Annotated in this window: 21 protein-coding genes and 2 pseudogenes; 16 read left to right on the top strand and 7 right to left on the bottom strand. The window is 72.9% G+C overall.

Annotation, left to right across the window (positions count from 1 at the left end; all coding sequences use genetic code 11):
- Positions 1–2 precede the first annotated feature (2 nt).
- Positions 3–632 carry a class I SAM-dependent methyltransferase gene (locus Asi03nite_RS17320; RefSeq protein WP_203680948.1) on the top strand — a complete coding sequence of 210 codons (630 nt, stop codon included), beginning with the start codon at positions 3–5 and terminating at the stop codon, positions 630–632.
- Positions 633–650: 18 nt separating this feature from the next.
- Here the strand turns inward: Asi03nite_RS17320 and Asi03nite_RS17315 are convergent, their stop codons facing one another.
- From Asi03nite_RS17315 to Asi03nite_RS17300, 4 genes and pseudogenes are all read right to left on the bottom strand, one after another.
- Entirely contained in the window at positions 651–1,379 is a 729-nt protein-coding gene (locus Asi03nite_RS17315; RefSeq protein WP_203680946.1) for an HAD family hydrolase, read from the bottom strand.
- Entirely contained in the window at positions 1,376–2,221 is an 846-nt protein-coding gene (locus Asi03nite_RS17310; RefSeq protein ID WP_239102748.1) for an ROK family protein, read from the bottom strand. Before Asi03nite_RS17310 ends, Asi03nite_RS17315 begins: the two co-directional genes overlap by 4 nt.
- Positions 2,222–2,307: 86 nt before the next feature.
- Complete coding sequence (gene bioD / locus Asi03nite_RS17305; protein WP_203681018.1) at positions 2,308–3,057, bottom strand: dethiobiotin synthase; 750 nt, start codon at positions 3,055–3,057, stop codon at positions 2,308–2,310.
- 566 nt (positions 3,058–3,623) lie between these two features.
- Positions 3,624–3,812, bottom strand: a pseudogene (locus Asi03nite_RS17300) (hypothetical protein); the annotation flags it as partial.
- Between the two features lie 166 nt (positions 3,813–3,978).
- Here Asi03nite_RS17300 and Asi03nite_RS17295 point away from each other — a divergent pair.
- A pseudogene (locus Asi03nite_RS17295) lies at positions 3,979–4,467 on the top strand (biotin synthase BioB); the annotation flags it as partial.
- Between the two features lie 264 nt (positions 4,468–4,731).
- On the opposite strand, the gene Asi03nite_RS17290 reads toward Asi03nite_RS17295, so the two are convergent.
- Positions 4,732–5,778, bottom strand: coding sequence for a GNAT family N-acetyltransferase (locus Asi03nite_RS17290; RefSeq protein ID WP_203680943.1), 1,047 nt, complete (start codon positions 5,776–5,778; stop codon positions 4,732–4,734).
- 91 nt (positions 5,779–5,869) lie between these two features.
- Positions 5,870–6,580, bottom strand: coding sequence for an ACT domain-containing protein (locus tag Asi03nite_RS17285; protein WP_203680941.1), 711 nt, complete (start codon positions 6,578–6,580; stop codon positions 5,870–5,872).
- Positions 6,581–6,950: 370 nt separating this feature from the next.
- On the opposite strand from Asi03nite_RS17285, the gene Asi03nite_RS17280 reads away from it, so the two are divergent.
- From Asi03nite_RS17280 to Asi03nite_RS17220, 13 genes are all read left to right on the top strand, one after another.
- A complete protein-coding gene (locus tag Asi03nite_RS17280) occupies positions 6,951–7,664 on the top strand; it encodes a pyrimidine reductase family protein (RefSeq protein ID WP_239102747.1) in 714 nt (237 codons plus the stop codon).
- 109 nt (positions 7,665–7,773) lie between these two features.
- Positions 7,774–9,561 carry an ATP-binding protein gene (locus Asi03nite_RS17275; RefSeq protein WP_239102746.1) on the top strand — a complete coding sequence of 596 codons (1,788 nt, stop codon included), beginning with the start codon at positions 7,774–7,776 and terminating at the stop codon, positions 9,559–9,561.
- 175 nt (positions 9,562–9,736) lie between these two features.
- Positions 9,737–10,885 (top strand): exonuclease SbcCD subunit D, encoded by a 1,149-nt coding sequence (locus Asi03nite_RS17270; protein ID WP_203680937.1) that lies wholly within the window; start codon positions 9,737–9,739, stop codon positions 10,883–10,885.
- Positions 10,882–13,380, top strand: coding sequence for an AAA family ATPase (locus Asi03nite_RS17265; RefSeq protein WP_203680935.1), 2,499 nt, complete (start codon positions 10,882–10,884; stop codon positions 13,378–13,380). The genes Asi03nite_RS17270 and Asi03nite_RS17265 overlap by 4 nt, the downstream gene beginning before the upstream one ends.
- The gene (locus Asi03nite_RS17260; RefSeq protein ID WP_203680933.1) at positions 13,377–14,345 is read left to right on the top strand and encodes a hypothetical protein; all 969 of its coding nucleotides are present in this window, start codon (positions 13,377–13,379) and stop codon (positions 14,343–14,345) included. Before Asi03nite_RS17265 ends, Asi03nite_RS17260 begins: the two co-directional genes overlap by 4 nt.
- Positions 14,346–15,194: 849 nt before the next feature.
- Positions 15,195–15,872, top strand: a complete 678-nt coding sequence (locus tag Asi03nite_RS17255; RefSeq protein ID WP_203680931.1) for a sigma-70 family RNA polymerase sigma factor — start codon at positions 15,195–15,197, stop codon at positions 15,870–15,872.
- The gene (locus Asi03nite_RS17250; protein WP_203680929.1) at positions 15,869–16,648 is read left to right on the top strand and encodes a zf-HC2 domain-containing protein; all 780 of its coding nucleotides are present in this window, start codon (positions 15,869–15,871) and stop codon (positions 16,646–16,648) included. The genes Asi03nite_RS17255 and Asi03nite_RS17250 overlap by 4 nt, the downstream gene beginning before the upstream one ends.
- Positions 16,649–16,815: 167 nt before the next feature.
- Positions 16,816–17,544: a COG4315 family predicted lipoprotein gene (locus Asi03nite_RS17245; protein WP_239102745.1), complete on the top strand. Its 729-nt coding sequence runs from the start codon at positions 16,816–16,818 to the stop codon at positions 17,542–17,544.
- Positions 17,545–17,561: 17 nt separating this feature from the next.
- Positions 17,562–18,317 carry a DUF4142 domain-containing protein gene (locus Asi03nite_RS17240; RefSeq protein ID WP_203680928.1) on the top strand — a complete coding sequence of 252 codons (756 nt, stop codon included), beginning with the start codon at positions 17,562–17,564 and terminating at the stop codon, positions 18,315–18,317.
- A gap of 43 nt (positions 18,318–18,360) precedes the next feature.
- On the top strand, positions 18,361–19,566 hold the full coding sequence (locus tag Asi03nite_RS17235; protein ID WP_203680927.1) for a Pecanex-like protein 1: 1,206 nt from the start codon (positions 18,361–18,363) through the stop codon (positions 19,564–19,566).
- A 203-nt stretch (positions 19,567–19,769) separates the two neighbouring features.
- On the top strand, positions 19,770–20,738 hold the full coding sequence (locus tag Asi03nite_RS17230) for a DNA-3-methyladenine glycosylase family protein (RefSeq protein WP_373872129.1): 969 nt from the start codon (positions 19,770–19,772) through the stop codon (positions 20,736–20,738).
- A gap of 27 nt (positions 20,739–20,765) precedes the next feature.
- Positions 20,766–20,969, top strand: coding sequence for a hypothetical protein (locus tag Asi03nite_RS17225; RefSeq protein WP_203680925.1), 204 nt, complete (start codon positions 20,766–20,768; stop codon positions 20,967–20,969).
- A gap of 38 nt (positions 20,970–21,007) precedes the next feature.
- The gene (locus tag Asi03nite_RS17220) at positions 21,008–21,898 is read left to right on the top strand and encodes a diacylglycerol/lipid kinase family protein (RefSeq protein WP_203680924.1); all 891 of its coding nucleotides are present in this window, start codon (positions 21,008–21,010) and stop codon (positions 21,896–21,898) included.
- Positions 21,899–21,998: 100 nt separating this feature from the next.
- Here Asi03nite_RS17220 and Asi03nite_RS17215 read toward each other — a convergent pair whose 3' ends face one another.
- Entirely contained in the window at positions 21,999–23,099 is a 1,101-nt protein-coding gene (locus Asi03nite_RS17215; protein WP_203680923.1) for an MBL fold metallo-hydrolase, read from the bottom strand.
- 280 nt (positions 23,100–23,379) lie between these two features.
- Here Asi03nite_RS17215 and Asi03nite_RS17210 point away from each other — a divergent pair, with 280 nt between their 5' ends.
- Positions 23,380–23,898: an LURP-one-related family protein gene (locus tag Asi03nite_RS17210; RefSeq protein WP_203681015.1), complete on the top strand. Its 519-nt coding sequence runs from the start codon at positions 23,380–23,382 to the stop codon at positions 23,896–23,898.
- The last annotated feature ends 3 nt before the right edge of the window (positions 23,899–23,901 follow it).

Raw genomic sequence — 23,901 nt, 5'->3', positions numbered from 1 at the left:
GGGTGCTCCTCGATTTCGTACGCGCCCACACCGTCCTGGCCCCGGTCCCGTTCGTCCCGGAGGTCCGGCTCCGGCAGGCCGAGGAGCCGATCGCGCTCTGGGAGGCCACCGAGGCCGGCGGCGCCGAGCAGCCGCCCCCGTTCTGGGCGTTCGCCTGGGCCGGCGGGCAGGCACTGGCCCGGCACCTGCTGGACGATCCGGAGCTGGTCGCCGGGCGCAGCGTGCTCGACCTGGCCACCGGCTCCGGCCTGGTGGCGGTCGCGGCGGCCCGGGCCGGGGCGCGTCCGGTGGTCGCCAACGACATCGACCCGCTGTCGCTGGCCGCGGCCGCGGCCAACGCCGCGGACAACGGGGTGACGGTGGAGACGCTGGAGGGCGACCTGCTGGACACCGACGAGCGGTACGGCGTGGTGCTCGCCGGCGACGTCTTCTACAGCCGGGAGATGGCCGGGCGGGTGCTGCCCTACCTGCGGCGGGCAGCCGGCCGGGGCTCGCTGGTGCTGGTCGGCGACCCGGGGCGGGCCTACCTGCCGGAGGGGCTGGTCCGGCGGGCCACCTACGACGTGCCGGTGACCGAGGCGCTGGAGAGCTGCACGGTCCGGCGTACCTCGGTGTGGCAGGTCGTCGTCTGATCGTCCGCGAGGGCAGGTTCAGGCGGACAGCAGACGCACCAGCCCGAAACCGTCCTCGACCACCACGTCCGGCTCCGGACTGATCGCCGGGTCGTCCGGGTCGCGACGGCCGGACGGCATCAGGATCGCCCTGGCCACGTCGGCCCGCCGGGCGCAGGCCACGTCCCGTCGCCTGCTGTCCCCGACGAACCAGCAGTCCGCCGGCGGCACCCCGAGAGCATCCGTGGCGTTCCAGATCATCTGCGGATTGGGCTTGCGGACGCCTGCCTCGTCGCTGTAGATCTGCACCGCGAAGAGGCCACCCACACCGGCGCGGGCCAGGAAGTCCCGGTGTGCGGCGCCGCTGAGCGTGTTGCTGACCACGGCCAACGGGACCCCGGCAGCCGAGTACGCCGCCAGCGCCTCCGGGATGCCCGGCCGCAGCGCCCAGCCGTTGCGCCACGCCCAGTCGTAGCTGAGCCGGGCGATCGCGCCCCGAACCTTCACCTGCGCGGCCGGCGGCCAGTCCCGGATCACGAAGCGTTCCCAGACCTCCGACTGGGGCAGCTCGTCCGGGTGGTCCTCGTCGCGCCAGCGGGCGTACGCCGCGCCGCCCTCGGTGAACGCCCGCTGGATCTGCCCGGGGCTGAGCGCGCCCCCGATCAGGTTGAAGACCCGCAGCACCAGCTCGGGCGAGGCGGTCCGCTCCACCGGCGGCGCGTCGGCGAGCACCCCGCCGAAGTCCAGCAGCAGCGCGGCCGGTGTCACCGTTGCCCCAGCGTCCAGGCCCGTACCCCGCCGACGATGCCGGCCGTGTTCGGCACCACCACCACGTCGTCGCCCATCCGGGCCAGCTGGGCCGGGGTGATCAGGCGGGAGTTGCCGCCGCCCAGGTAGACCCGGTCCCAGAGGAAGACCGGGCGCAGCCCCTCGATCACGTTGCGGACCCGGCGCGACCAGAGCGCGTCGCCCAGCCGGCGGCGCTCGTGCTCGCCGATGTACGTGTCGTAGGACATCCCCCAGCGCACCGGGGCCTGCGACATCTCCAGGTGCGGGGCCAGCTCGCCGCCGTCGAACAGCGCGCAGCCCAGCCCGGTGCCGAGGGTCAGCACCAGCTCGAAGCCGGTGCCCGCGACCACCCCCGCGCCGTGCACCTCGGCGTCGTTGAGCACCAGCGTGGGCAGCCCGAAGGCCTCGGCCAGCGCGGTCCGGGCATCGAACCCGCGCCACGCCTCGAACAGCTCCGGGTCGACCTTGGTGCGCGGGCCGCTGCGGGTCACGTAGTGCGGGGTGGCCACCACCACGCCGTGCCGGATCATCCCGGGCATCCCCACGGTGACCCGGTCCGCGTTCGGCAGCTGGCTGCCGAGGTCGACGAGGGTCTTCACGAACAGCTCGGGAGGCAGCGGGTACGGCGTGGGCACCCGGATCGGCTGCGCCCGCATGGTGCCGGCCTCGTCGAGCACCGAGCCCTTGATGCCGCCGCCGCCACAGTCGATCGTCAGCGTGAACGTCGCGCTGTGCTTGATCGCCTCGGCCCGCTCGGCGGCGTTGCGCCCCGGAGAGATCGGCGCCGGGAAATCCGGAAACGACCCGGCCTCGCTTGTCATTCTCGGACCTCTCGACGTCGGAGGGGCGCACTGCGCGGCGGCTGCCGCCAGGGGTGGAAGGTGATCGTTGCCAGGGACCGAAGCGGTCAGCCCGCCTCCTCGGCCCAGACTCGCCAATTATCCAGGACGCCGTGCAGCGCCGGAGTCAGCCAGCCCGGGGCCGAGCGCCGGAAGACACCGGGGTCCATCGATCCGGCGCCGGCCGGCAGGGCGCCGACCAGGTGCGGCACCAGCTCGCTGAGGTTGGCCCAGTGCACCAGATCGGGCTCGGCCGGCCAGGCGCCGAGGATCACCTTGGCCCGCACCCCGCGGCGGCTCAGCGCTTCCAGGGTGAGCGCCGTGTGGTTCAGCGTGCCCCGGCCGGCGCGGGCCACCACCAGCACGTTCGCGCCGAGCGTGGTGGCCAGGTCGGCGAACGTCCAGGCCTCCCCGGACGGCCGCAGCCCCATCGGCACCAGCAGGCCGCCGGCGCCCTCGACCAGCACCAGGTCGTGCTTCTCGGCCTCGGCCCGGATGACGTCGACGACCTCGTGGAGCTCCAGCGGCGGCAGCTCGGCCACCTTGGCCGCGGCGAGCGGGGCGAGCGGCTCCGGATATTCCGCGAGCGTCCGCACGGTGTCCGGCCCGGCGAGCCGGGTGACCACCTCGGCGTCGGTCAGCGCGCCGGTCACCGTGCCGGTCTGCCCTGGTTTGAGCACTGCGACCCGCAGCCCGGCGGCCTGCGCGGCGGCGGCCACGGCAGCCGTGGTGATCGTCTTGCCGACCTCGGTGTCGGTGCCGGTGACCAGCACGATCCCGTGCCACTCCCGGGGGTCCGCGGGGCGGCGCGGCGCCACCGAGGGCGGCGCTTGCGCCGCGGCCGCTGCCCCGGCGGCGTCCGGCGCCCGGCCCTCCTCCGACAGATCGGATCCTTCCGATTCGCCGGCTCCGTGGTTCTCCGGGCGGGGAGCGTCGGACGAGATCGGCTCCGCCTCCGGCGGCGCGTCGGTGGCCGAGGTGGGCTCCCCGGCTTCCGGCTCGGCATGAGGCGCGGTCACGTCCTGCGACAGTACGCCCCCGGCCGGCTGCCCAGCACCCTCGGCCGACCGCCCGGCGCCCGCGAAGCCGGCCGGACCGGTGGCCTGGTGACCGCCGCCGTGGGCCGGCAGCGGATCGGCCCGATCGAGCAGCCGGGCCGGCGGCGGGACGGGTAGCCCGTGCCCGCCACTGCGCCACCCACGAGGCAGCGGGGTGACCGCGATCCCGGCGTAGGAGGCGGCCCCCGGCCGGTCACGATCGGCGCGGGAGCGGTCCGCTCGCGGCCGGCCGGCCGGCTCGCGGTCCGTCCGGGGACGGCTCGTCCGCTCGTGGTCCGCTCGGTCGCGGTCCGTCCAGGGGCGGTCCGCCCGGGGAGGGTTGGCGTTCATGGTGCGCACTCCACGATCACGTCCAGGGCCCGGGCGAAGTCCGCCTCGGGCACGCCCGCGTCGACCAGGTACCGGATCACCGGCTCGGCACCGGCGACCATCCCGCCCGCGCCACCCAACGACTCGGAGAGCGTGGCGGTGACGACGACGTCCGGACGCCCGGCCACGCCGGCCGCCGCGGCGCCGGCCGGCCGCGGCTGACGGGTGAGCCCCGCCTCGGCCCGTTCGCGGGCCAGGCGATCGAGCGACTCCAACCAGTCCGCCAAGACGCCCCCAGAGATCACGAGAACCGGAAACTACCACCCACCTCCGGCAGTCCCTGCCGGGCCGGAGAGTCTGTAGGGTACGGACATGCCCCGGACCCTCGACCGGGCACGTGCCCGTGTCCTCGACGGCGGCGGCCTCGATCAGGCCGAGATCCTCCGGATCCGGCGCCTGCCCGGCGAGGACCTGACGTAGCTCGCGCGGCTCGCCCCCGACGTGCGGATGAAGTGGTGCGGCCGGGAGGTCGAGGCCGAGGCCGAGGGGATCGTCTCGCTCAGGGCCGGCGGCTGCCCGGAGGACTGCCACTCCTGCTCCCGGCCGGCGCTGTTCGCGTCCGGGACGTGCCGGTCGTTGTTCCCCCACGTGGTGACCACCCATTCGTGGGAAGGACACTGGAGCGCGCTGACCGTGGTCCGCGAGCCCGGCGGGGAGGTCTGCGGCGGCGGCATCCCCGGGCAGGGCGAGACCGTCGAGCAGCGGGCCGAGTTCGCCGCCCAGCCGGCCGAGCTGGACCCGCACGAGGTGCCGCCGAACGTCCTCGACCCGCGGCCGGGCACCCCGCTCGGCGACCGCACCGCCTGCGCCCCGGCGCGCGAGCCGGAGCCGCCGCGGTTCTCCCCCGGCCTGCCGCCGCCGGATGTAGGTGCGGGTCGTGCCGGGCGGGTGGACGGCGACCCGCGTCGAGCACGGGGGCGGTAAAGGGTGGACCCCTGGGTGACGGCGGGTCTGAACCAGTACCCGCCGCCACCCCTCTCCTCCGCTCCCGCTGAGGCAGCGGAAGCCTCACCAACCGGCGGAGCAGCCGGGATCTCCCGCTTCTGGACAGCCGGCTAAGCCTCGTCAGCCCGACTTGGCCGCGGTCTCGTCGGAGACCTGCCGGCCGGCGCTCGGCAGCGTGACGCTGACCAGCGCGCCGTCCCGCTCCAGCGGGCCGTGGCCGAGCCGACGCAGGGTGCGCAGCATCGCCACGTTGTCCGCCCCGGTGTGCGCGACCACGGCCGCGAAGCCGGAGCGCCCGGCGTGCGCCCGGAGCCGGCGCAGCAGGGCGGTGCCCAGGCCGCGGCGCTGCCAGTCGTCCTCGACCAGGACCGCGACCTCCCCCAGGTCGCCCTCGGCGAGCAGGCTGGCCATGGCGACCACCTGGCCGCCGGGCGCCACCGCGAGCAGGGTCGTCCCGCCGGCCGGCTCCAGCAGCCGGCGCAGCCGGGCCTCGGAGGGGGCGCCGCCGCTCAGGTAGCGCCGGCGCAGCGTGCCGGCCGAGCAGCGGTCGTGCAGCTCACGGACGGCGGCCAGATCCTCGGCGACCGCCGGGCGCAGGGTGGCCTCGACGCCGTCGGGCAGCAGGAACGTCACGGTCTCCCGCTGCCTTCGGGTCACCCCGGCAGCGAGCTCGACCAGCGCCTGGGCCCGCGCGTACTCCGCGGGGGTGAACGCGGGCAGTGCCCGCAGCACCTCGTACGAGCCGCCGGCCGGGTCGGCCAGGGTCATCCGGCCGCCGTGCACGCCGGGCCGGTCGAACGCCGGGTGCGGGCGCCAGCGCACGTCCGTCGCGTCGAGCAGGGTGACCAGGGTCTCGCCGAGCGCGTCCGGCTCGTGCACCAGGCGGCCGGCCATGGCCAGCGCGCGGGTGGGCTGGTCGGCCAGGCCGTGGGCCTCGGCACGGGTCACGAACGCGTCCCGGCCGCGGCCCTTGGCCACCGCGCCCAGCAGGGCCGCCTCGGTCATCGTGTCCGGCGCGTCGACCAGGAAGTCGTCGACCGCGCCGCCCTCGGTGGTGTGCACCTGGACGGCGAGGATGTTCACCGATTTCAGGGCGAGACTCGCGGTCAGCACGGAGAGGTAGCCGGGGCGGTCGTCGACCGTGGCCCGGATCCGCCACAACGCCATGCGGGGCACTCCTTTCGCTCGGCTGTCTCCAGAGTGCCCCGGCGTTGTTGCGTCGATATTGCCTTCAGCAGCGATTTCCTGGTTAAGACCGTCACACCTGGGCGGTCGTGGCGGGCGTCACGACGTCCAGCCGGCCGCCCAGGATCACCGCGGCGGCGCGCACCAGCTGGGCCACCCGATCGACCTCGGTCACGTGGAACGCGGCGGCCGGCAGGTCGTTGTCGTCGGCGCGGGCGATCAGCAGGACCAGCCCGCCGCGGCCGAACGGCGCGACCGCGTACCGGGCGCCCCCGGGCTCGGCGAACGCGCGGGCCCGCAGCGGGGTGACCTCGGGCAGGTACAGCGGGGACGGGGCGCGCCAGCTCGCGTACGCCACCCGGGGCTCGTTGCCGGTCGCGCGGGAGCCGTTGCGCGCCGCCCAGTCGGCCGGGACCACCGCGGCGGCCGCCCAGTCCGCGGCGAGCAGGCCGGGCATCGCGTCGACCAGGGTGGCCAGGCCGTCCGACGGGTTCGCCGCGACCTGGGCGAGCAGCTCGGCGTCGTGGCCGCCGCTGACCGGGGCGCCGATCGCCTTCCACACCCCGTCGACCTGGACGCCCGGGATCGCGGCCAGTCCGGCGAGCAGGCGCTCCACGCGGGCCGCGCCCGGCCAGACGACGGTGAAGTCGTCGACGGCCCGGCCGCCGAGACGTTCCAGCACCACCACCTGGACGATGTCCGCGCCGGCGACACCGAGGGTGCGCGCGACCTGGCCGAGGGCGCCGGGACGGTCCGGCAGGGTGACTCGAACCCGCAGCAACATGTATCTCCTCCCGTCGCGGACAGCCGGCGCGCCGTCCTGTGAACACCCTGCCCATCCGGCGTTTCCGACCGATTGCACGGCCGTGTCCCGGCCGTCAAGCCGTACCGGATATGCCAGATTTAACGACTCGGAGTAGAGAAATCGGACTCCCGCTTTCCCGCCCGCTGTCGGGTGTCGGACAGTCGCCCGGGCGGTCCGCGCGGGTCCCGCCGGTCGCGCGGGTGGGCGGCGGGTCCCGGTTCTAGAGTCGAGGCATGATCTGCGCGGCTTGCCGGGAGCGCCGGCACGACGACTGCAAGGGCGGATCGTGGTGCGACTGCCAGCACCGCGAGCCCCGGCCGGTCCCGCCGGTGACCGGGCCGCCCGGCCCGTGAGGACGCTCCCCACCGATCCGGAGGAGCTGGCCGGCCTCTATCCGCGGCTGGACCGGCCCACCCTGCGGGTGAACTTCATCGCCAGCGCGGACGGCGCGGTCACCGTCGACGGCCTCTCCGCCGGGCTGCAGGGCCCGGGCGACAAGGAGGTCTTCGACACCCTCCGGATGGTCTGTGACGCGTTGGTGGTCGCGGCCGGGACGGTCCGGGCCGAACGGTACGACGCGCTGCGCCTCACCCCCGCGGCCCGGGCCTGGCGGACGGCGCACGGGCTGCCGGAGTTCCCGCTCATGGTGATCGTCTCCGGCTCGCTCCACCTGGACCCGGCGCAACTGGTCTTCTCGGACGCGCCGGTCCGGCCGATCGTGCTGACCCACCGCGCCGCGCCGGTCGCCGCGCCGGTCGCCGAGGTGGCCGAGGTCGTCCCGATCGGCGACGGCCGGGTCGACCTGGCCGCCGGGGTGCGGCTGCTGCACCGGCGCGGGGCCACCCAGCTGCTCTGCGAGGGCGGGCCGGGCCTGCTCGGCTCGATGATCGCCGCGGACCTGGTCGACGAGCTGTGCCTCACGGTGGCGCCGTTGCTGGCCGGTGGGGCGGCCGGGCGGATCGCGCACGGCCCGGCGGCGGCGCCGCCGCGGGCGATGACGTTGCGGCATGCGCTGACCCGGGAGGACATGTTGTTCCTCCGATACGCCCGCCCGCGCGCCTGACGCTCTCGATCAAGATCTTGTGCATAACTCTGTGGATGAACACAAGAAGTTGTGGAAAACCCGAAAGGCTGAAGATCCCATGGGGATTTTGTCGTACCTCTGAGGCACCATGATCGGCGTGTCTGACGAAGCTGAGCCTCCCCGCGGCGGAGAACCGAATGCGAAACCGGAGTCAGAACCGGTCGGGCGGGTCCTGGGCACCGCGGATGCCACCCCGCTGCAGTTCTGGACGGCCGTCGCCCCCGGCAGCTACCTGCAGCTCGACGACGTCGTGGTGACCCGGCGCGACCTGCCGGACCGCGAGCCGGTGACGATCGCCGGGGTGGTCACCCAGGTCCGGGCCCGGCACGAGGGCGCCCAGTTCGACTCGGACGTGTTCGCCATCGCCGACGGCACGCTGCCGGCCATGGTGCAGGAGGCCGCCGAGATCACCACCACCCGCGTCGACCCCGAGCTCTACGTCCCGCCGGCGCCCGGCGCCATCGTGCACCGGGCCTCCGGCGAGACCCGCGACGCCGCGCTGCACTTCGACCGGATGGAGCGGCGGGTCCCGATGGGCACCGGCCGCGACGGCGTCCCGGTCTTCCTGAACGCGGACTTCCTGGACGGCACCCGGGGCGCGCACGTGTCGATCTCCGGCATCTCCGGCGTGGCCACCAAGACCAGTTTCGCCACCTTCCTGCTCTATTCGGTGTTCCGGTCCGGGCAGCTCGGCGCCGACGGGGCGAACGCCCGCGCGCTGATCTTCAACGTCAAGGGCGAGGACCTGCTCTTCCTGGACCACCCGAACACGAAGCTGGACGACGGCACCCGGGCCTACTACAAGCTGCTCGACCTGCCGGACAGCCCGTTCACCGACGTCCGGGTGTACGCCCCGCCCCGCCCCGGCGACCCCTCCGGCGCCCCGGACGTGAGCGGCCGGCTGACCGGCGTCGACGCGTTCTACTGGACGCTCGAGGAGTTCTGCTCGGCGAAGCTGCTGCCGTACGTGTTCGCCGACGCCGACGACGAGCGCCAGCAGTACACGATGGTGGTGCACTCGGTCACCGCCCACCTGAACCGGTTCGCCGTCCCGGCCGAGGGCGGGATCAGCATCGACGGCCGCCGCATCGGCTCCTACGGCGACCTGGTGGACCACATCGTCGACCAGCTCACCGACGACGAGACGCGGTCGGTCTGGGCCGGCAGCGCGGTCAACATGGGCACGGTGAACGCCTTCGCCCGGCGGCTGATCAGCAGCAAGCGCGACCTGTCCCGGCTGATCCGGGGCGACCTGGCGCAGCGCCGCCCGCACCAGATCCGCACCGCGGACAGCGCCCAGGTCACCGTCGTCGACCTGCACAACCTGCCGGACCGGGCGCAGCGGTTCGTGGTCGGCGTGACGCTCAAGACCGAATTCGAGGAGAAGGAGAAGGCCGGCACCGGCCGCCCGCTGCTCTTCGTGGTCCTCGACGAGCTGAACAAGTACGCGCCCCGCGAGGGCACCTCCCCGATCAAGGAGGTGCTGCTGGACATCGCCGAGCGCGGCCGCTCGCTGGGCGTGATCCTGATCGGCGCGCAGCAGACCGCCAGCGAGGTCGAGCGGCGGATCGTGACGAACTCGGCGATCCGCGTGGTCGGCCGGCTGGACCCGGCGGAGGCGTCCCGGCCGGAGTACGGTTTCCTGCCGCCGGCCATGCGCCAGCGCGCCCTGCTGGCCCGGCCCGGCACGATGTTCGTCAACCAGCCGGACATCCCGGTCCCGCTCTGCGTCGAGTTCCCGTTCCCGGCCTGGGCCACCCGCAAGTCGGAGTCCGGTCCCCCACCGGCCGAGACGCTCCGCTCGATCGTGCAGAGCGCCGATCCGTTCGCCGTGATCGGCGGGCGGGCCGGTGGCGACGACGACATTCCGTTCTAGCCCCCGTGTCGGGAGGGTGGTCGAGGTGAGGCGAGGTTCAGGTGTCGTCCGGGGGTGCGCGGTGAGCACCCGGACACCGGGGTCGCATCCGCGTGCGCACGCCGTGCGGCCAGGCGGCGTTCGGGCCACGTCGCAGCCCGGCCGGCCCCTGCGCGACAGGGGCTAAGGTTTCGCGATGCGCATCCTGCACACCTCCGACTGGCACGTCGGCAAGGTCCTGAAGGGCCGCGACCGGCGCGAGGAGCACCGGCGGGTGCTCGCCCAGGTGATCGAGATCGCCCAGGCCGAGCGGCCCGATCTGGTGATCGTCGCCGGCGACCTCTACGACACCGCGGCGCCGACCGCGGAGGCGACGAAGCTGGTCACCCGGGCGCTGTCCGCGCTGCGCCGGACCGGCGCTCGGGTGGTGGCGATCGGCGGCAACCACGACAACGGGCAGGCCCTGGACGCGCTCCGACCGTGGGCCGACGCGGCCGGCATCGAGCTGCGCGGCTCCTTCGACAACCCCCGGGACCTGCTGATCGAGGGCACCACCGAGGGCGGCGAGCGCTGGCGGCTGGTGGCCCTGCCGTTCCTCTCCCAGCGGTACGCGGTCCGCGCCGTCGAGATGTACGACCTGACCGAGGCCGAATCGAACCAGACCTACGCCGATCTGATCGCCAGGCTGATCGGCAAGCTCAGCGAGCCGTTCACCGAGCCCGGCGTGGTCAACCTGATCACCTCGCACCTGACCATGGTCGGCGCCAGCACCGGCGGCGGCGAGCGCGAGGCGCACACCATCATGGGGTACGCGGTGCCCGCCACGGTCTTCCCGCAGAACACCCACTACGTCGCGCTCGGCCACCTGCACCGCTCGCAGCGGGTGATCGCCCCGTGCCCGGTGCGCTACAGCGGCAGCCCTCTCGCGATCGACTTCGGCGAGGAGGAGAACGTCTGCTCGGTGGCGATCGTCGACGTCGGGGTGGACAAGGCGGCCCAGGTCCGGGACGTGCCGGTGACCTCGGCGCTGACCCTGCGCACGGTCCGCGGCACCCTCGAACAGCTCGCCACGGTGAACCTTCCGGAGGCCTGGCTGCGTGTCCTCGTCCGGGAGGCGCCCCGCCCCGGCCTGCGCGAGGACGTGCAGGAGCTGCTGCCGAACGCGCTGGAGGTCCGCATCGACCCGGACATGCTGCCCGACCGTACGGGAGCGCGCGCCGCGGAACGCTCCGGCCGTTCCCCGCGCGAACTCTTCGGTGACTACCTGGACAGTCGCGGCAACGCCGAGGAGGGCGTCCGCGAGCTCTTCGACGAGCTGTACGACGAGGTGAGCAGCAACCAATGAGGCCCATTCGGCTGGACATGTCCGGGTTCACGGTGTTCCGCGACCAGACCACCGTCGACTTCACCGACGCCGACTACTTCGCGCTGGTCGGGCCGACCGGCTCGGGCAAGTCGACGGTGCTGGACGCGATCTGCTTCGCGCTCTACGGCCAGGTCCCGCGCTGGGGCGGCGCCCGCGGCATCGGCAACGCGCTCGCGCCGTCCGCCGCCGAGGCGCGGGTCCGCCTGGTCTTCGAGTCGGCCGGCGACCGCTACGTCGCCACCCGGGTGGTCCGGCGGGACGGCCGGGGCAACGTCAAGACGTCCGGCGCCGGCCTGCAGCTGATGCCGCCCGGCTTCGACGTGACGAAGCTGGACACCGGGATGGACCTGGCCGACCTCGGCGAGGTGCTGGCCGGCGTCCCGGCCGAGATGGACGACGCGGTGCTGCACGCGGTCGGCCTGCCCTACGAGCAGTTCACCAGCTGCGTGGTGCTGCCGCAGGGCCAGTTCGCCGACTTCCTGCACGCCAAACCGGCCACCCGCCAGCAGATCCTGGTCAACCTGCTGGGCCTGCAGATGTACGAGAGGGTGCAGACCCGGGCCGCGGAGCGGGGCAAGGCCGCGGACGCCAAGCTGACCGTGGTGGACCAGGCGCTCGCGGCGCTGGAGGACGCCACCGACGAGGCGGTCGAGGAGGCCGCCGCGCACCTGGCACGGATGCGGGAGCTGACCGCCGCGGTGGAGGCCGCGGTGCCCGGGCTGCGCGTGGCCCGCGACGCCGAGGAGGCCGCCCGCGGCGCCCGCGACACGCTGGACTCCGAGCTGAGGTTGCTGGGCTCGGTCCGTACCCCGTCGGGTCTTGCGGAAGCGACAGGGGCCGTGACCTCCGCGCGCGACGCCGCCGCCGAGGCGGCCGAGGCGGTGCACGAGGCCGAGGAGGCCGAGGAGAAGGTCCGCGGCGAACTGGCCGCTGCCGGCGACGCCGGCTCGCTGCGGCTGGCGCTGGACCGGCACACCGAGCTGGAGCGCCTCACCGAGCAGGAGACCTGGTTCGCCGGCAAGGTCTCGGTCGCCGAGGTGGAGAGCCAGGACGCGCGGGCCGCCGCCGATCTGGCCGAGTCCGAGCACATCGGCGCGCAGCAGCTGCTGGAGCAGGCCCGGCAGGACTACCGCGACGCCCAGCAGCGGGACCGCGCGGCCGCCCTGCGTGGACACCTGACCGCCGGCGACGACTGCCCGGTCTGCCTGCAGAAGGTAGAGGTGGTGCCGGAGGTGCCGGCCGAGTCGGCGGTCCGGCTGGCCGAGGCGGCCGGCGCCGCCGCCCGGGAGGCCGCCGAGCTGGCCGCCGCGCGCTGGCAGCAGCGCGACGCGGTGGCCCGCAACCTGGAGAGCGACCTGGAGCGCAAGCGCGGGCAGTACGAGCACCATCTGACCCGGCTGGCCGAGGTCCGCAAGGCGGTGCAGGGGCTGCCCGGCGCCGACGCGATCAAGCAGCGGCTCGCCGAGTTCGGCCGCCTGCGGGGCAAGCTGGAGGACGCCACCGCCGCGGTGCGCGCGGCACGCGACCGGCTGCGCTCCGCGCAGGCCGCGGTCCGGGCCGCCGAGGAGCAGCAACGTTCGGCGTGGCAGAAATTCGATGTGGTACGGGACGGGCTGGCCCTATTCGTCCCGCCGCCCGCCGACCGGGACGATCTGGCCGGCGCCTGGCAGGCCCTGGTCGAGTGGGCCCGGGCCGAGCACGGCGCCCGCTCGGCGCGCCGGGCGCAGGCGGAGGCCACGGTGGCCGCCGCGCACGAGTCCACGGTGCGGGCGCACGCGGCGATCGCTGCGCTGTTCACCGACGCGGGGCTGCAACCGCCGGCCGCCCGTCCGGACGACGCCGAGGCCACCCTGATCCGGGCCGCCGCGGTCACCGCGGAACGCGCCGAGGCGGCCTGGCAGCGCCTGGTCGAGCGGCTCGAGCAGGCCCGCGAGCAGCAGGAGCAACGGATGGCCCTGCAGCGGGAGAGCCGGGTCGCCAAGTCGCTGGCCGGGCACCTGCGGGCGAACAACTTCGAGCGCTGGCTGCTCGAGGAGGCCCTCGACATGCTGGTCGACGGCGCGTCCCGGATCCTGCGGGAGCTCACCGGCGGGCAGTACGAGCTGATGCACGACAAGGGCGAGTTCCACGTCGTCGACCACCATGACGCCGGGCTGCGGCGCGGTGTGCGCACGCTGTCCGGCGGCGAGACGTTCCAGGCCTCGCTGGCCCTCGCGCTGGCCCTGTCCGAGCAGCTCGCCGGGATGAGCACGACCGCGGCCAGCCTGGAGTCGATCGTGCTGGACGAGGGCTTCGGCACCCTGGACGCGGCGACGCTCGACGTGGTCGCGGCCACCCTGGAGAACCTGGCCGCCCGCGGCGACCGGATGGTCGGTCTGGTCACCCACGTGCAGGCGCTGGCCGAGCGGGTGCCGGTCCGGTTCGAGGTGCACAAGGACGCGCGGACCGCGCACGTCGAGAGGGTCGGCCTGTGACACGGATGTTCGTCGACGCGTGGGACCCCGCGTACGGGGCCAGTTTCGAGGGCGGGGACGGCGAGGGGCCGGCCTCGCCCAGCAGCGCTCAGGTGGACACCGACGTGGAGGTGCCGGCCGCCGAGTGGGCGCCGATCGGGGTGCCCGCCGCGGCCCGCCCGCCGGACGTGGTGTTCCTGGTCGACGGGGTGCGGCGCAACGACGCCGGACTGTGGACGGCCGAGGAGGACGGTACGTCGTACGCGGGGCTGGCCGCGTCGTACGCCGCCGGGGTGGTCCGCTGCGACCTGGCCCGCGGCGCCGCCGAGCTGGTCGGCGCCCGGGTCGGCCGGGGCCTGTTCACCGCCAGCCCGTCCGCGGGCGACCTGCAGGCCGGCACGGTCCGCTACGAGATCCACCGGATCAACGGCAGCGGCGAGGCGAGCAAGTTGCCCGCCGCGGTGCAGGGGCCGCTCACCGCGCTGGAGATCGAGATCTCCAGCGCGGCCCGGGACGGCGGGTCGGACGGCGCGGACCTGCTGATCGTGGACGGGCCGCTGCGCAACCGGCGGCAGTTGCCGCGCACCATCGGGTATGTGAAGACCCAGCAGAAGCAGTACCTGCCGGCGGCGCTCACCACTGTGGTCACCGCGCTGCGGCCGGGCCAGCGGACGCCTGTCTTCCACCTCGGGACGGTGTGGGGCGGCTGGTCGTGGTACTTGCGTCTGCCCGGGGCCAGCGGCGCGCCGTGGTCCGGGATCGTGCGGGTGGAGTGCTCGCCGGATCTGACCGTGGAGCAGGCGATCGAGCTGGCCCACCTGTCCGGGGCGACGCTGCCGCGGTTCGCGTCGGCGTCCTACAAGGATCCGCGGGCGCCACAGAACCTGGTGCCGATCGCCGGGCTGGAGCGGCGGCTGCGCGGGATGCTCGGCGACTCGCGGGTGCTGCACCGCGCCCTGGCGCTGGCCACCTCCCGGACCCGCTGACCGCCTCCACCACCCGCGACCGCACCCACCCGGCCCGCCACGGTCGCCGGCTGGTCCTGATGGGTGTCCCGAGGCCGTGAGACACCCATCAGGACCGGCCGGGAGGGGGCCGCGCCGCCTGACCACCGCGAGCACGGCGCACCTCACGAGGACGCCACGGCGGGGTGGAAGGGGCGTTACGGGCTGCGGGCGGCGGCGCTCTGGGCCGGGGTGAGGGGGTGACGGGGCGAGGGCGTACGTCGTCATCGGCGGCCCGGGGTGGCAGCGACCGCCTGTCTCAATTATCGGGACGGCCGACCGCATGCCGGAACAGGCCGATCAACTGAAGAAAATTGGTCGCAGCACTTCCGCAACCCGCCGGCATCACCCGCCTCCGCGCCTCTCACCAGCAACGAGTAAACAACTGCTTACAATATCCAGAAGCTCCCGAGCAGCAAGATCAACAAATGGGAGCGCTCCCACCGAGTGTCGCCCGAAAGGGGCCCGAGAGATATCCGGGCATCCCCCGAACGGCTCGACGACCCCACCTTTCACCACACAATACTCATCCGCGAACACCGAGCGGAATCATTCGTTCACACAGCGAGATCATACTCTCCCGGGTGGGCAAATTTATTTCCACAGCCATGTCTGGGCCCCGATGTCACTGAGTATCATTCCGCCTTACCTGGCGTCCGAATCGGCGTAGATCAATCCCCCATGATCCGCGACCCGGCACGCCGTCACGATCGTCACCAAGCGGAGGACCCTTGAGACCGAGTGTCCCGGAAAATCTCGTGCCGGCTTTGATCCCGGCCGGGCTCCCCAGCCGTAAGACAGGCGACGGGGAAAGTCCGGGCGGAGGTATCGATGCATGCGGTGGCCGAGAAGCGGCTCACGCCGGAGAGGGTGCGTGTGATGGCGCGACACTCCGGAAGTAGGTGGCAGGCACTCGACGGAGGCCGTGGTGCGCAGGACGACGGTTCGGTGATCCCTCGCCAGTCGGCCCGGCACGGGGCGCCGAAGGAGAGCGCGTCCCACGAGGACACCCTCGTCAAGCTGCTCTACGAGGAGCACGCCGGCCCGTTGCTGATGTTCGTGCTGCGCCTGACCGGCGGCGACCGGCAGCGCGCCGAGGACATCGTGCAGGAGACGCTGCTGCGGGCCTGGCGCAACGCGCACCGGCTCGGCGCGCAGGGCCAGCAGTCGCTGCGCCCGTGGCTGGTCACGGTGGCCCGCCGGATCGCGATCGACGAGCACCGCAGCGCCAACGCGCGGCCCGCGGAGACGTACGACCGCGAGCTGGAGAGCTTCCCGACCACGTCGGACGAGACCGACCGGGTGCTGCAGTCCATGACGGTGTCGGACGCGCTCCGCCAGTTGAGCCACTCGCACCGGGAGATCCTGATCGAGACGTACTTCCGGGGCCGCACGGTGCCCGAGGCGGCGGAGGTTCTCAACCTTCCGTTGGGTACGGCGAAGTCCCGGGTGTACTACGCTCTGCGTGCGCTGCGTACCGCTCTGCAGCAGCGGGGGGTGACGGAATGACCCAGGAAGAGCACTACGACGTCGCGTCGTACGCCCTCGGCGTGCTGGACGACCGCGACGCCGCGCGGTTCGAGGACCACCTGATCGACTGCCCACAGTGCGCACTCGAGCTGGAGTCCTTCGTCCAGGTCGCGGACGTGCTGGCGGACGTCGACGCGGAGGCGCTGCTCGCCGCGGAGAAGGCCGAGCAGGACGCCGTCCTGCTCAACAAGATGCTCGCCGAGGTGCGCACCGACCGCAGCCGGGCGAACAGCCGCCGGCTCTACTCGCTGGCCGCCGCCGTCGTGGTCTTCGCCATGCTCTCCATCGGCGCGCTGTTCGCCGGCGGCAAGTGGCTCGGCGACGACACGCCGGCCAAGGGTGGCGCCACCACCGCCCAGCGCGGCAGCGACCAGCTCGACCCGCTGCCGGACAGCGACGGCGTCGGCATCGGCGGCACCCCGCTGCCCGGACAGAACTACAGCGGCACCGACAACCGCACCAACGTCAGCGCCGCGGTCGGCCTGGAGAAGAAGGACTGGGGCACCCAGGTCTCCTTCGCGGTCTCCAACATCAAGGGCCCGAAGACCTGCGCGCTGGTCCTGGTGCACACCGACGGCACCTCGGAGCGGGTGGCCAGTTGGACGATCGGCGACAAGGGCTGGGGCACGGCGGCCAACCCGGCGCCGCTGATGCTGCAGGCGGTCACCGGCACGGCGCGCGACGACATCGCGCACGTCCAGGTCCAGGAACTCGCGGCGAACGGGAACAGCGAGACGCTGATCAGCATTCCGTAATCGCCCGATCACGATAAGGGCCCAGCCGAGCCGGCTGGGCCCTTTTTCGCTGCTGGGACCCTTCCCATACGTACGCGACCCCCCGGTGGGTTCAAACAAAAATTCCCGAATTTGATCGAGCCGAATGTTCAACCGCTCCGGCGCGGGTCCCGTACTACAGCGCGGAAATGGCTAGAGGTATCGATCAGCTGGAGGAGCCAGTGGCACCGGAGAAGCGCAAGTTGATGGTCGTCGGCGCGGCACTGGCGGCACTGGTCGCACTGCCCGGCTGCGCTCCGGCCTCATACGACGCGGCCGACTACGGCAACGCCGCTGAGCCCGCCGCGGCCGATGTGGCGGCCACCCCGGGCGCCTCGGCGACCGACGGCGCGGTCGACCCGAACGCGGCCGACCCGACCGCCGAGCCGGCCCCGGGCGACACCGGTTCCGACGTTGCGGACGACCGGGTGACCAAGTCGCTCACCGGCGCCTCGGTGCCGAAGATGGGCAAGGTCGTGGAGAACCCGAAGGGCTTCGTGCTCTACCGGTTCGACGACGACGGCGACGACCCGTCGAAGTCCAACTGCAACGGCGACTGCGCCAAGATCTGGCCGCCGGCCGTGACCAACGACGGCAAGCCGACCCTCAAGGGCGTCGACGCGAAGCTGGTCGGCACGGTCACCCGGGCGGACGGCACGAAGCAGCTGACACTCAAGGGCTGGCCGCTCTACACCTACGCCGGTGACAAGAAGCCCGGTGAGTGGAAGGGCCAGAACGTGAACGGCAAGTGGTTCGTGATCACGCCGACCGGCACCAAGAACCTCACCTGCCTTCCCAAGATCTCGAAGCCGGTGGCGCCGCCCGCGGACGCCTCCGGAAGCGACGCCGGAGACTCCGGCAGCGACTACAGCTACTGATGGTGGTGGGTGGAAAGATGAAGTCCTGGCTGGTCGGCGCCGCGGCTGTGTCGTTGGCGTTCCTGCTGACACCGGCCGCGCCGGCTCTGGCCGACGACGCGGTGCCGGTCCCCCCGAACACGGGGCTCACCGACACCGCGAAGGGCTCGGTCAGCGCCGCTGACGTCGACTTCGTGATCAAGGTCCGGCTGGCCGGTCTGTGGGAGGTCCCGGCCGGCAACATGGCCCAGGAGAAGTCGGACGACCCGAACGTCGTCAAGATCGGCAAGTCGATCGCCCAGCAGCACGTCGCCCTGGACAACCTGGACCGGGCGGCGGCCAAGAAGCTCGGCATCGACCTGCCCAACCAGCCCAACGACGATCAGCAGGGCTGGCTGAACGAGATGAAGAACGCCGAGGGGGCGCAGTTCGACCAGATCTTCGTCGACCGGCTCCGCGCCGCGCACGGCAAGATCTTCCCGGCCATCGGCACCATCCGGGCGAGCACCCGCAACGACACCGTCCGGAAGCTGGCCCAGCAGGCCAACCAGTTCGTGATGACGCACATGACCCTGCTGGAGAGCAGCGGCATCGTCGACTACGGCGCGCTGCCCACCGCTCCCGCGCCGGCCACCGGCCAGAAGGGCCCGGTGCCGATCGACAACCAGATGATCGCCGCCGCCAGCAACGGCGGTGGGGTGCCGGGCCTCAGCAACACAGTAGTTCTGCTCGTCCTTGCTGCCGCGCTGGTGATCGGTGTGATCACCACCATGCGCATCTTCCGTTCGCGGTAGCCCGAACTAATCGCCCCGACGGCGACGAAGAAAGGTGTCACCCATGCGAAGGTCCAAGTACCGGCGCGCCAGTGATTCGACGTGGTTCAGCGGGCGTCGCCGGGTCATCGCCGTGGCGGCCACGCTCGCGGCGTTCGGCGGCATCGTGACGGTTACGCAGATCTCCAGCGCGAGCACCAACGACGGCACCAAGTCCGCGCTCGCCGCCTGCGACAACCTGAAGGCCGGGGGGCAGACCAAGCTCTCCACGCAGACCCGCAAGGACACGTACACCACGAACAACGGCACCGTCACCCAGCACCCGGACGACGGCGCCGGGGACGTGGCGACCACCGAGCAGGTGAAGGCGCGGTGCCGGGACTGGGTGATGAAGAACGTGGCCAACACGAACGCCGACCGGCGTCGTGGCGGCGGCCGTGGCAACGGCGGCAACAACAACGGCGGCGGTAACAACAACGGTGGTAACAACGGCAACGCCTCCGCTCCGGCCAGCGCCCCGGCCAGCGGCGCGGCCAGCGCTCCCGCCGGCAACGGCGGCGACAACGGCGGCGCCAACAACGGCGGTGGCAACAACAACGGCGGTGGCAACAACAACGGCGGTGGCAACAACAACGGTGGTGGCAACAACAACGGCGGCAACAACAACGGCGGCAACAACGGCGGCAACAACGGTGGCGCCGCTCCGAGCACCCCGCCGCCCGGCGCCGGCCTCGGCATCCTGACCAACAGCTGCGACACCAGCAACCTGCCGCAGCACGACGGTTTCCAGAAGGGCGACCGCTGCGTCAGCACCGAGTTCGGTGAGGTCGGCTCGGCCGCGAACAACCCGTCGCTGCTGATCACCCAGGCGCCCCGCCAGGTGAACCGGAACACCGCGTTCACCCTGCAGGTCAGCACCCGCAACCTGATCCGTGACCGGTTCCTCGCGGCCGGCCAGGGCGGTTACTACGTGGAGTCCAGCGTCCTGCAGAACGGCCTGGTCCGCGGTCACTTCCACACCGCCTGCCGGATGCTCGCCAACACCAACTCGGCGCCCGCGCCGGACCCGGTGCCGGCGTTCTTCGTGGCGACCGAGGACAGCAAGGGCGGCGCCACCCCGGACACGGTCACCATCCAGGTTCCCGGCCTGCCGACCGCCGGCACCGCGCAGTGCGCCTCGTGGGCCGGTGACGGCTCGCACCGTATCCCGATGATGGAGCGCGCCAACCAGACCCCGGCGTTCGACATCGTCCGGATCCGGGTGCGGTAACTCTCCGAACGCGCGGAGCACAGCCGTTCGGCGGGCCCGTACCGGGAAGAGCACGTTCCCGTCGTGCCTTCCCGGAACCCCCTGCGGGCCCGCCGGCCGTCCTTCCCCCTGCCGGACGTGCACAGCGGCTGCCCGGCCTCCACCCGGGGCATCGCTCCGCAACCGGGTGATCGAGCCTTTCTCGGGTGTTCGATCACCGTCCGATGGCCCTGACCCCAGCACCGGGGACAGGGCCATCGGCTTGCCGGCAGTACAGTTCAGCGGTGACTTCCGAGGTGAGCCGCCGTCTGACGCCGCCGGAGCGGTATCAGTTCGGCGCCTCGGTGCGGTCGCTCCTGGTGCCCAAGCACGATCCGTGCGGCACGTTCCGGGACGGCGAGCTCTGGCTCTCCGTCCGTACTCCGCAGGGCGGGGCGACCCTCCACCTGGCCCGCGCCGGCGGCGAACTGGTAGCCACCGGGCTCGGGCCGGGGGCGGCCTGGGTCGTCGAGCGCGCCGACGCGATCGCCGGGCTCCGCGACGACGTCGCGGAGTTCCCCGCGCTGGCCGTGCGTCATCCGGTGGTCGCCCGGCTGGCCAGGACCTTCTCCGGGGTCCGGATGCCGGCCACCGGCCAGGTCTTCCCGCGCCTGCTGCGCGCGATCCTGGAGCAGAAGGTCACCGGCAACGAGGCGCACCGCTCGTACCGGGCGATCTGCCGGTACTTCGGCGAGCCCGCTCCCGGCCCGGCCGGCCTGGTGCTGCCGCCCGAACCGGCCGCCGTGGCCGCGAGCGCGTACTGGGAGTTCCATCCGCTCGGCGTCGAACAGCGCCGCACCCAGGCGCTGCTGCGCGCCGCCCAGGTGGCCCAGCGGCTGGAGCGCTGCGCCGACTCGGCCGAGGCCACCGCGCGGATGACCGCGCTGCCCGGGATCGGCCCGTGGACCGCGGCCGAGGTGGTCCGGACCGCCTTCGGCGACCCCGACGCGGTGAGCGTCGGCGATTTCCACATTCCCAACACCGTGGCGTACGCGCTGGCCGGCGAGCCACGCGGCACCGACGAACGAATGCTGGAGCTGCTGGAGCCGTTCCGCGGGCACCGCGGCCGGGTCTGCGACCTGCTGGCGATGGGCGGCCTGATGGCCCCGCGCTACGGCCCGCGTATGCCAGTTCGGTCGTTCGCACGCTTCTGATGCCCGATCGGCGGGTATTCGGCCGGCATGATCTGGAATCTGCTGCGTCGTCTGATCATTACCGCCATCGTCGTGCCGCTGGGTGCGGCCGGCGCCCGCAAGCTCAGTGAGGTCATCGAGAAACGTCGCGGGCCGAGCCGGGCGACCCGGCTGCTGCGCCAGGGCGCCGACACCGTCCAGTCCACGTTCGGTCGCAAGAAGCCGCAACGCAGGCGTTTCAGTTTCCGCTGACGTTTCGCGCCCGGCGGCTCCCGGGTAACGGCGGCGACATGCGAACCCCCCGCACGATCGCCGTCGTTGCCCATCAGCGCAAGACCCTCGACGGAGGGCTGGACGAGCTGCGCCGCCGGCTCACCGAGAAGGACGTCAAGAAACTCATCTGGTACGAGGTGCCGAAGAGCCGCAAAGCCCCGAAGAAGGTCCGCAAGGCGCTGAGCCGCAAGCCGGACCTGCTGGTGGTGTGGGGTGGCGACGGCATGGTGCAGCGCACCCTCGACGTGGTCGCCGGCTCGGACGTCCCGGTCGCGATCATGCCGGCCGGCACCGGCAATCTGTTCGCCACCAACCTGGGCGTGCCGGAGTCCCTGGAGAAGGCCGTCGAGATCGCGTTCACCGGCCAGCACCGCCGGGTGGACCTGGGCAAAGTCAACGGCGAGCACTTCGCGGTGATGGCCGGCGTCGGCTTCGACGGGGCGATGATCAAGGACGCCGACGGGGCGCTGAAGGACCGCCTGGGCAAGCTCGCGTACGTCTGGACCGGCATCCGCCACGTCAAGGGCGAGGCCCCGCGCACGAAGATCAAGGTGGACGGCACCACCTGGTTCGACGACGCCGCCAGCTGCGTGCTGATCGGCAACGTCGGGACGATCACCGGCGGCATCCACGCCTTCGACGACGCGGTGCCGGACGACGGCTGGCTGGACGTCGGCGTGGCGACCGCGCAGGGCGCGCTGCAGTGGGCGCGGGCGCTCGGCACGATGGCGGTGAAGCGCTCGGACAGCTCCCCGTTCGTGCGGACCACACGGGCCCGCCGGATCGAGGTCACGCTGGACTCCAAGCTGGAGTACGAGCTCGACGGCGGCGCCCGCGCGCGGACCAGGCACTTCACCGTGTCGGTGGTCCCGGCGGCGGTCACGCTCTGCGTGCCCGCCGCCCCATGAGACCGGAGACCTCTCCCCCCGGGTCCGGCCCGCTTTCCATCCACGCTCGCCGAGACCCCCATGGGACCAGCTGCGACCTGGGCCGGCGGGTGGAAGAGGGTCAGGCGATCTGCTGCCACCAGCCGTCCACCGGGGGCGGGTTGTCGACGTCGACCCGCTCGCCCGGACGGGGGATCGCCAGGCGCACCCCGCGCGCCTTGGCCTCCCGCCAGGTGCGGTCGGCGGGCTCCGGCCACTCGTGCAGCGCCAGGTTGAACGTGCCCCAGTGCACCGGGATCATCAGGCCGCCCCGGACGTCGACGTGCACCGAGACGCCGTCCTCCGGCACCATGTGGATGTCGGGCCAGGCGTCGCCGTACGCCCCGACCTGCACCAGCGTCACGTCGAACGGGCCGTGCCCGGCGCCGATGTCGGCGAAGCCGGGGAAGTAACCGGTGTCGCCGGAGTAGAACGCGCGGCGGGTCGGCCCCTTGATCACCCAGCTGGCCCAGAGGGTCTCGTCGCGGTTGAGGCCGCGGCCGGAGAAGTGCCGCGCCGGGGTGGCGATCAGTTCCAGCGTGCCGATCCGGTGGGACTCGTTCCAGTCCAGCTCGACGATCCGGGTCTGCGGAACGCCCCAGTGCTCCAGGTGGGCGCCGACGCCGAGCGGCACCAGGAACGGGGCCGCCTGCAGGTCGACCAGGTTCTGGATGGACTCCATGTCCAGGTGGTCGTAGTGGTCGTGGGAGATCACGATCGCGTCCAGCGGGGGCAGCTCGCGCAGTGGCGCCGGCGGCTGGTGCAGGCGGCGCGGGCCGGTCAGGCGGGACGGCGAGCAGCGCTCGCTCCAGACCGGGTCGAGCAGCACCCGGCGGCCCTCGATCTCGACCAGCGCGGACGAGTGTCCGTACCAGGTCACGTGCAGGCCGTCGGACGCGGCCGGGGGCGGGGTGACGACCGGGACCGGCAGGTGCGGCCGGCGGGCGTCACGATCGGTCATCGCGGCGACGAACAGCCGGGGCATGGACGCCGCGGCCACCTCGGTGGCCGGCACAGTGTTGCGGAACTTTCCGCCGGAGAACTGGGGTGAGGCCTCCATCCGGGCGCGCCGCGCGCCGCGCGCCCGCGCGCCCATCTGGGCCGGGAGATCACGAGCGGCCCAGACCGCCGCGGCACCGAGTGCCAGAGCCACCACCGTACGGGTACGAACACGCTTCGCCATGCGCCCAGTCTGACCTGACCCCCGCTGTCCCGCCCACCGCCTCCCTGAGGCCGCTCTCAGAAAGGCCGCCGGCAGAAAACCCGGCCGGGCTCGCCCCCGGAATGTCCTGCCGCGCCGCGGCGGTAAGCCGGCCGGCCGGGACCGCCGGCGGAAAGCAGGAGGCACGGGCCGGCAGGACGACCGATCCTGCCCTGGTGACGGCATATGGCACACTGCCGCGGTGACGATCGATATTCTCCAGCAGCAGACGCAGCTCATCGTGCGTCAGCGCATCCGTTTGATGGTCAATCAGTACGAGGTGCACGCGGTCACCCCGGACGGCCAGGAAGCCGGCGTCCTCGCCTTCGCGCAGCAGAAGCGGCTCGCGTTCAAGGAGCAGGTGACCCTCTACACCGATGACACCAAGCAGGTCCCGGTGCTCGGTTTCAAGGCACGCCAGGTGATCGACCTGGGCGCCACCTACGACGTGCTGGACGCGGCCGGCGCCTCGATCGGCCTGTTCCGCAAGAAGTTCGGCGCCTCGCTGCTGCGTTCCACCTGGGTGCTGGAGCAGCCGGGCTGGCCCGAGATCGTCGGCCAGGAGCGCAACGTCTTCGTGGCGATCGCCAGGCGCTTCGTCGACTACCTGTCGTGGCTGCCGTACCACTTCGACTTCGTCGTCGACGGCCGCACCGCGTTCTCGGTCGAGCGCAAGTGGGGTCTGCGCGACACCTACCGGGTCGCGATCCACGAGCCGAACCTGGACCGCCGGCTGGTCGTGGCGATGGCCGTCGCGCTGGACGCTCTGCAGTCCCGGTAGCCT

Source organism: Actinoplanes siamensis (genome assembly GCF_016862395.1).
GTDB lineage: Bacteria > Actinomycetota > Actinomycetes > Mycobacteriales > Micromonosporaceae > Actinoplanes > Actinoplanes siamensis.
The sequence above is the reverse complement of the archived record's forward strand: the minus strand, read 5'-3'. Positions and strand labels throughout refer to the sequence as shown.

Bases quoted from the DNA above. Each gene is read 5' to 3' on its own strand.
- Asi03nite_RS17310 (WP_239102748.1), bottom strand. From the start codon at position 2,221: ATGACAAGCGAGGCCGGGTCGTTTCCGGATTTCCCGGCGCCGATCTCT.
- Asi03nite_RS17290 (WP_203680943.1), bottom strand. From the start codon at position 5,778: ATGGCGTTGTGGCGGATCCGGGCCACGGTCGACGACCGCCCCGGCTAC.
- Asi03nite_RS17285 (WP_203680941.1), bottom strand. From the start codon at position 6,580: ATGTTGCTGCGGGTTCGAGTCACCCTGCCGGACCGTCCCGGCGCCCTC.
- Asi03nite_RS17275 (WP_239102746.1), top strand. From the start codon at position 7,774: ATGATCGGCGTGTCTGACGAAGCTGAGCCTCCCCGCGGCGGAGAACCG.
- Asi03nite_RS17270 (WP_203680937.1), top strand. From the start codon at position 9,737: ATGCGCATCCTGCACACCTCCGACTGGCACGTCGGCAAGGTCCTGAAG.
- Asi03nite_RS17265 (WP_203680935.1), top strand. From the start codon at position 10,882: ATGAGGCCCATTCGGCTGGACATGTCCGGGTTCACGGTGTTCCGCGAC.
- Asi03nite_RS17255 (WP_203680931.1), top strand. From the start codon at position 15,195: ATGCATGCGGTGGCCGAGAAGCGGCTCACGCCGGAGAGGGTGCGTGTG.
- Asi03nite_RS17250 (WP_203680929.1), top strand. From the start codon at position 15,869: ATGACCCAGGAAGAGCACTACGACGTCGCGTCGTACGCCCTCGGCGTG.
- Asi03nite_RS17245 (WP_239102745.1), top strand. From the start codon at position 16,816: ATGGCTAGAGGTATCGATCAGCTGGAGGAGCCAGTGGCACCGGAGAAG.
- Asi03nite_RS17240 (WP_203680928.1), top strand. From the start codon at position 17,562: ATGAAGTCCTGGCTGGTCGGCGCCGCGGCTGTGTCGTTGGCGTTCCTG.
- Asi03nite_RS17235 (WP_203680927.1), top strand. From the start codon at position 18,361: ATGCGAAGGTCCAAGTACCGGCGCGCCAGTGATTCGACGTGGTTCAGC.
- Asi03nite_RS17230 (WP_373872129.1), top strand. From the start codon at position 19,770: ATGGCCCTGACCCCAGCACCGGGGACAGGGCCATCGGCTTGCCGGCAG.
- Asi03nite_RS17225 (WP_203680925.1), top strand. From the start codon at position 20,766: ATGATCTGGAATCTGCTGCGTCGTCTGATCATTACCGCCATCGTCGTG.
- Asi03nite_RS17220 (WP_203680924.1), top strand. From the start codon at position 21,008: ATGCGAACCCCCCGCACGATCGCCGTCGTTGCCCATCAGCGCAAGACC.
- Asi03nite_RS17215 (WP_203680923.1), bottom strand. From the start codon at position 23,099: ATGGCGAAGCGTGTTCGTACCCGTACGGTGGTGGCTCTGGCACTCGGT.
- Asi03nite_RS17210 (WP_203681015.1), top strand. From the start codon at position 23,380: ATGGTCAATCAGTACGAGGTGCACGCGGTCACCCCGGACGGCCAGGAA.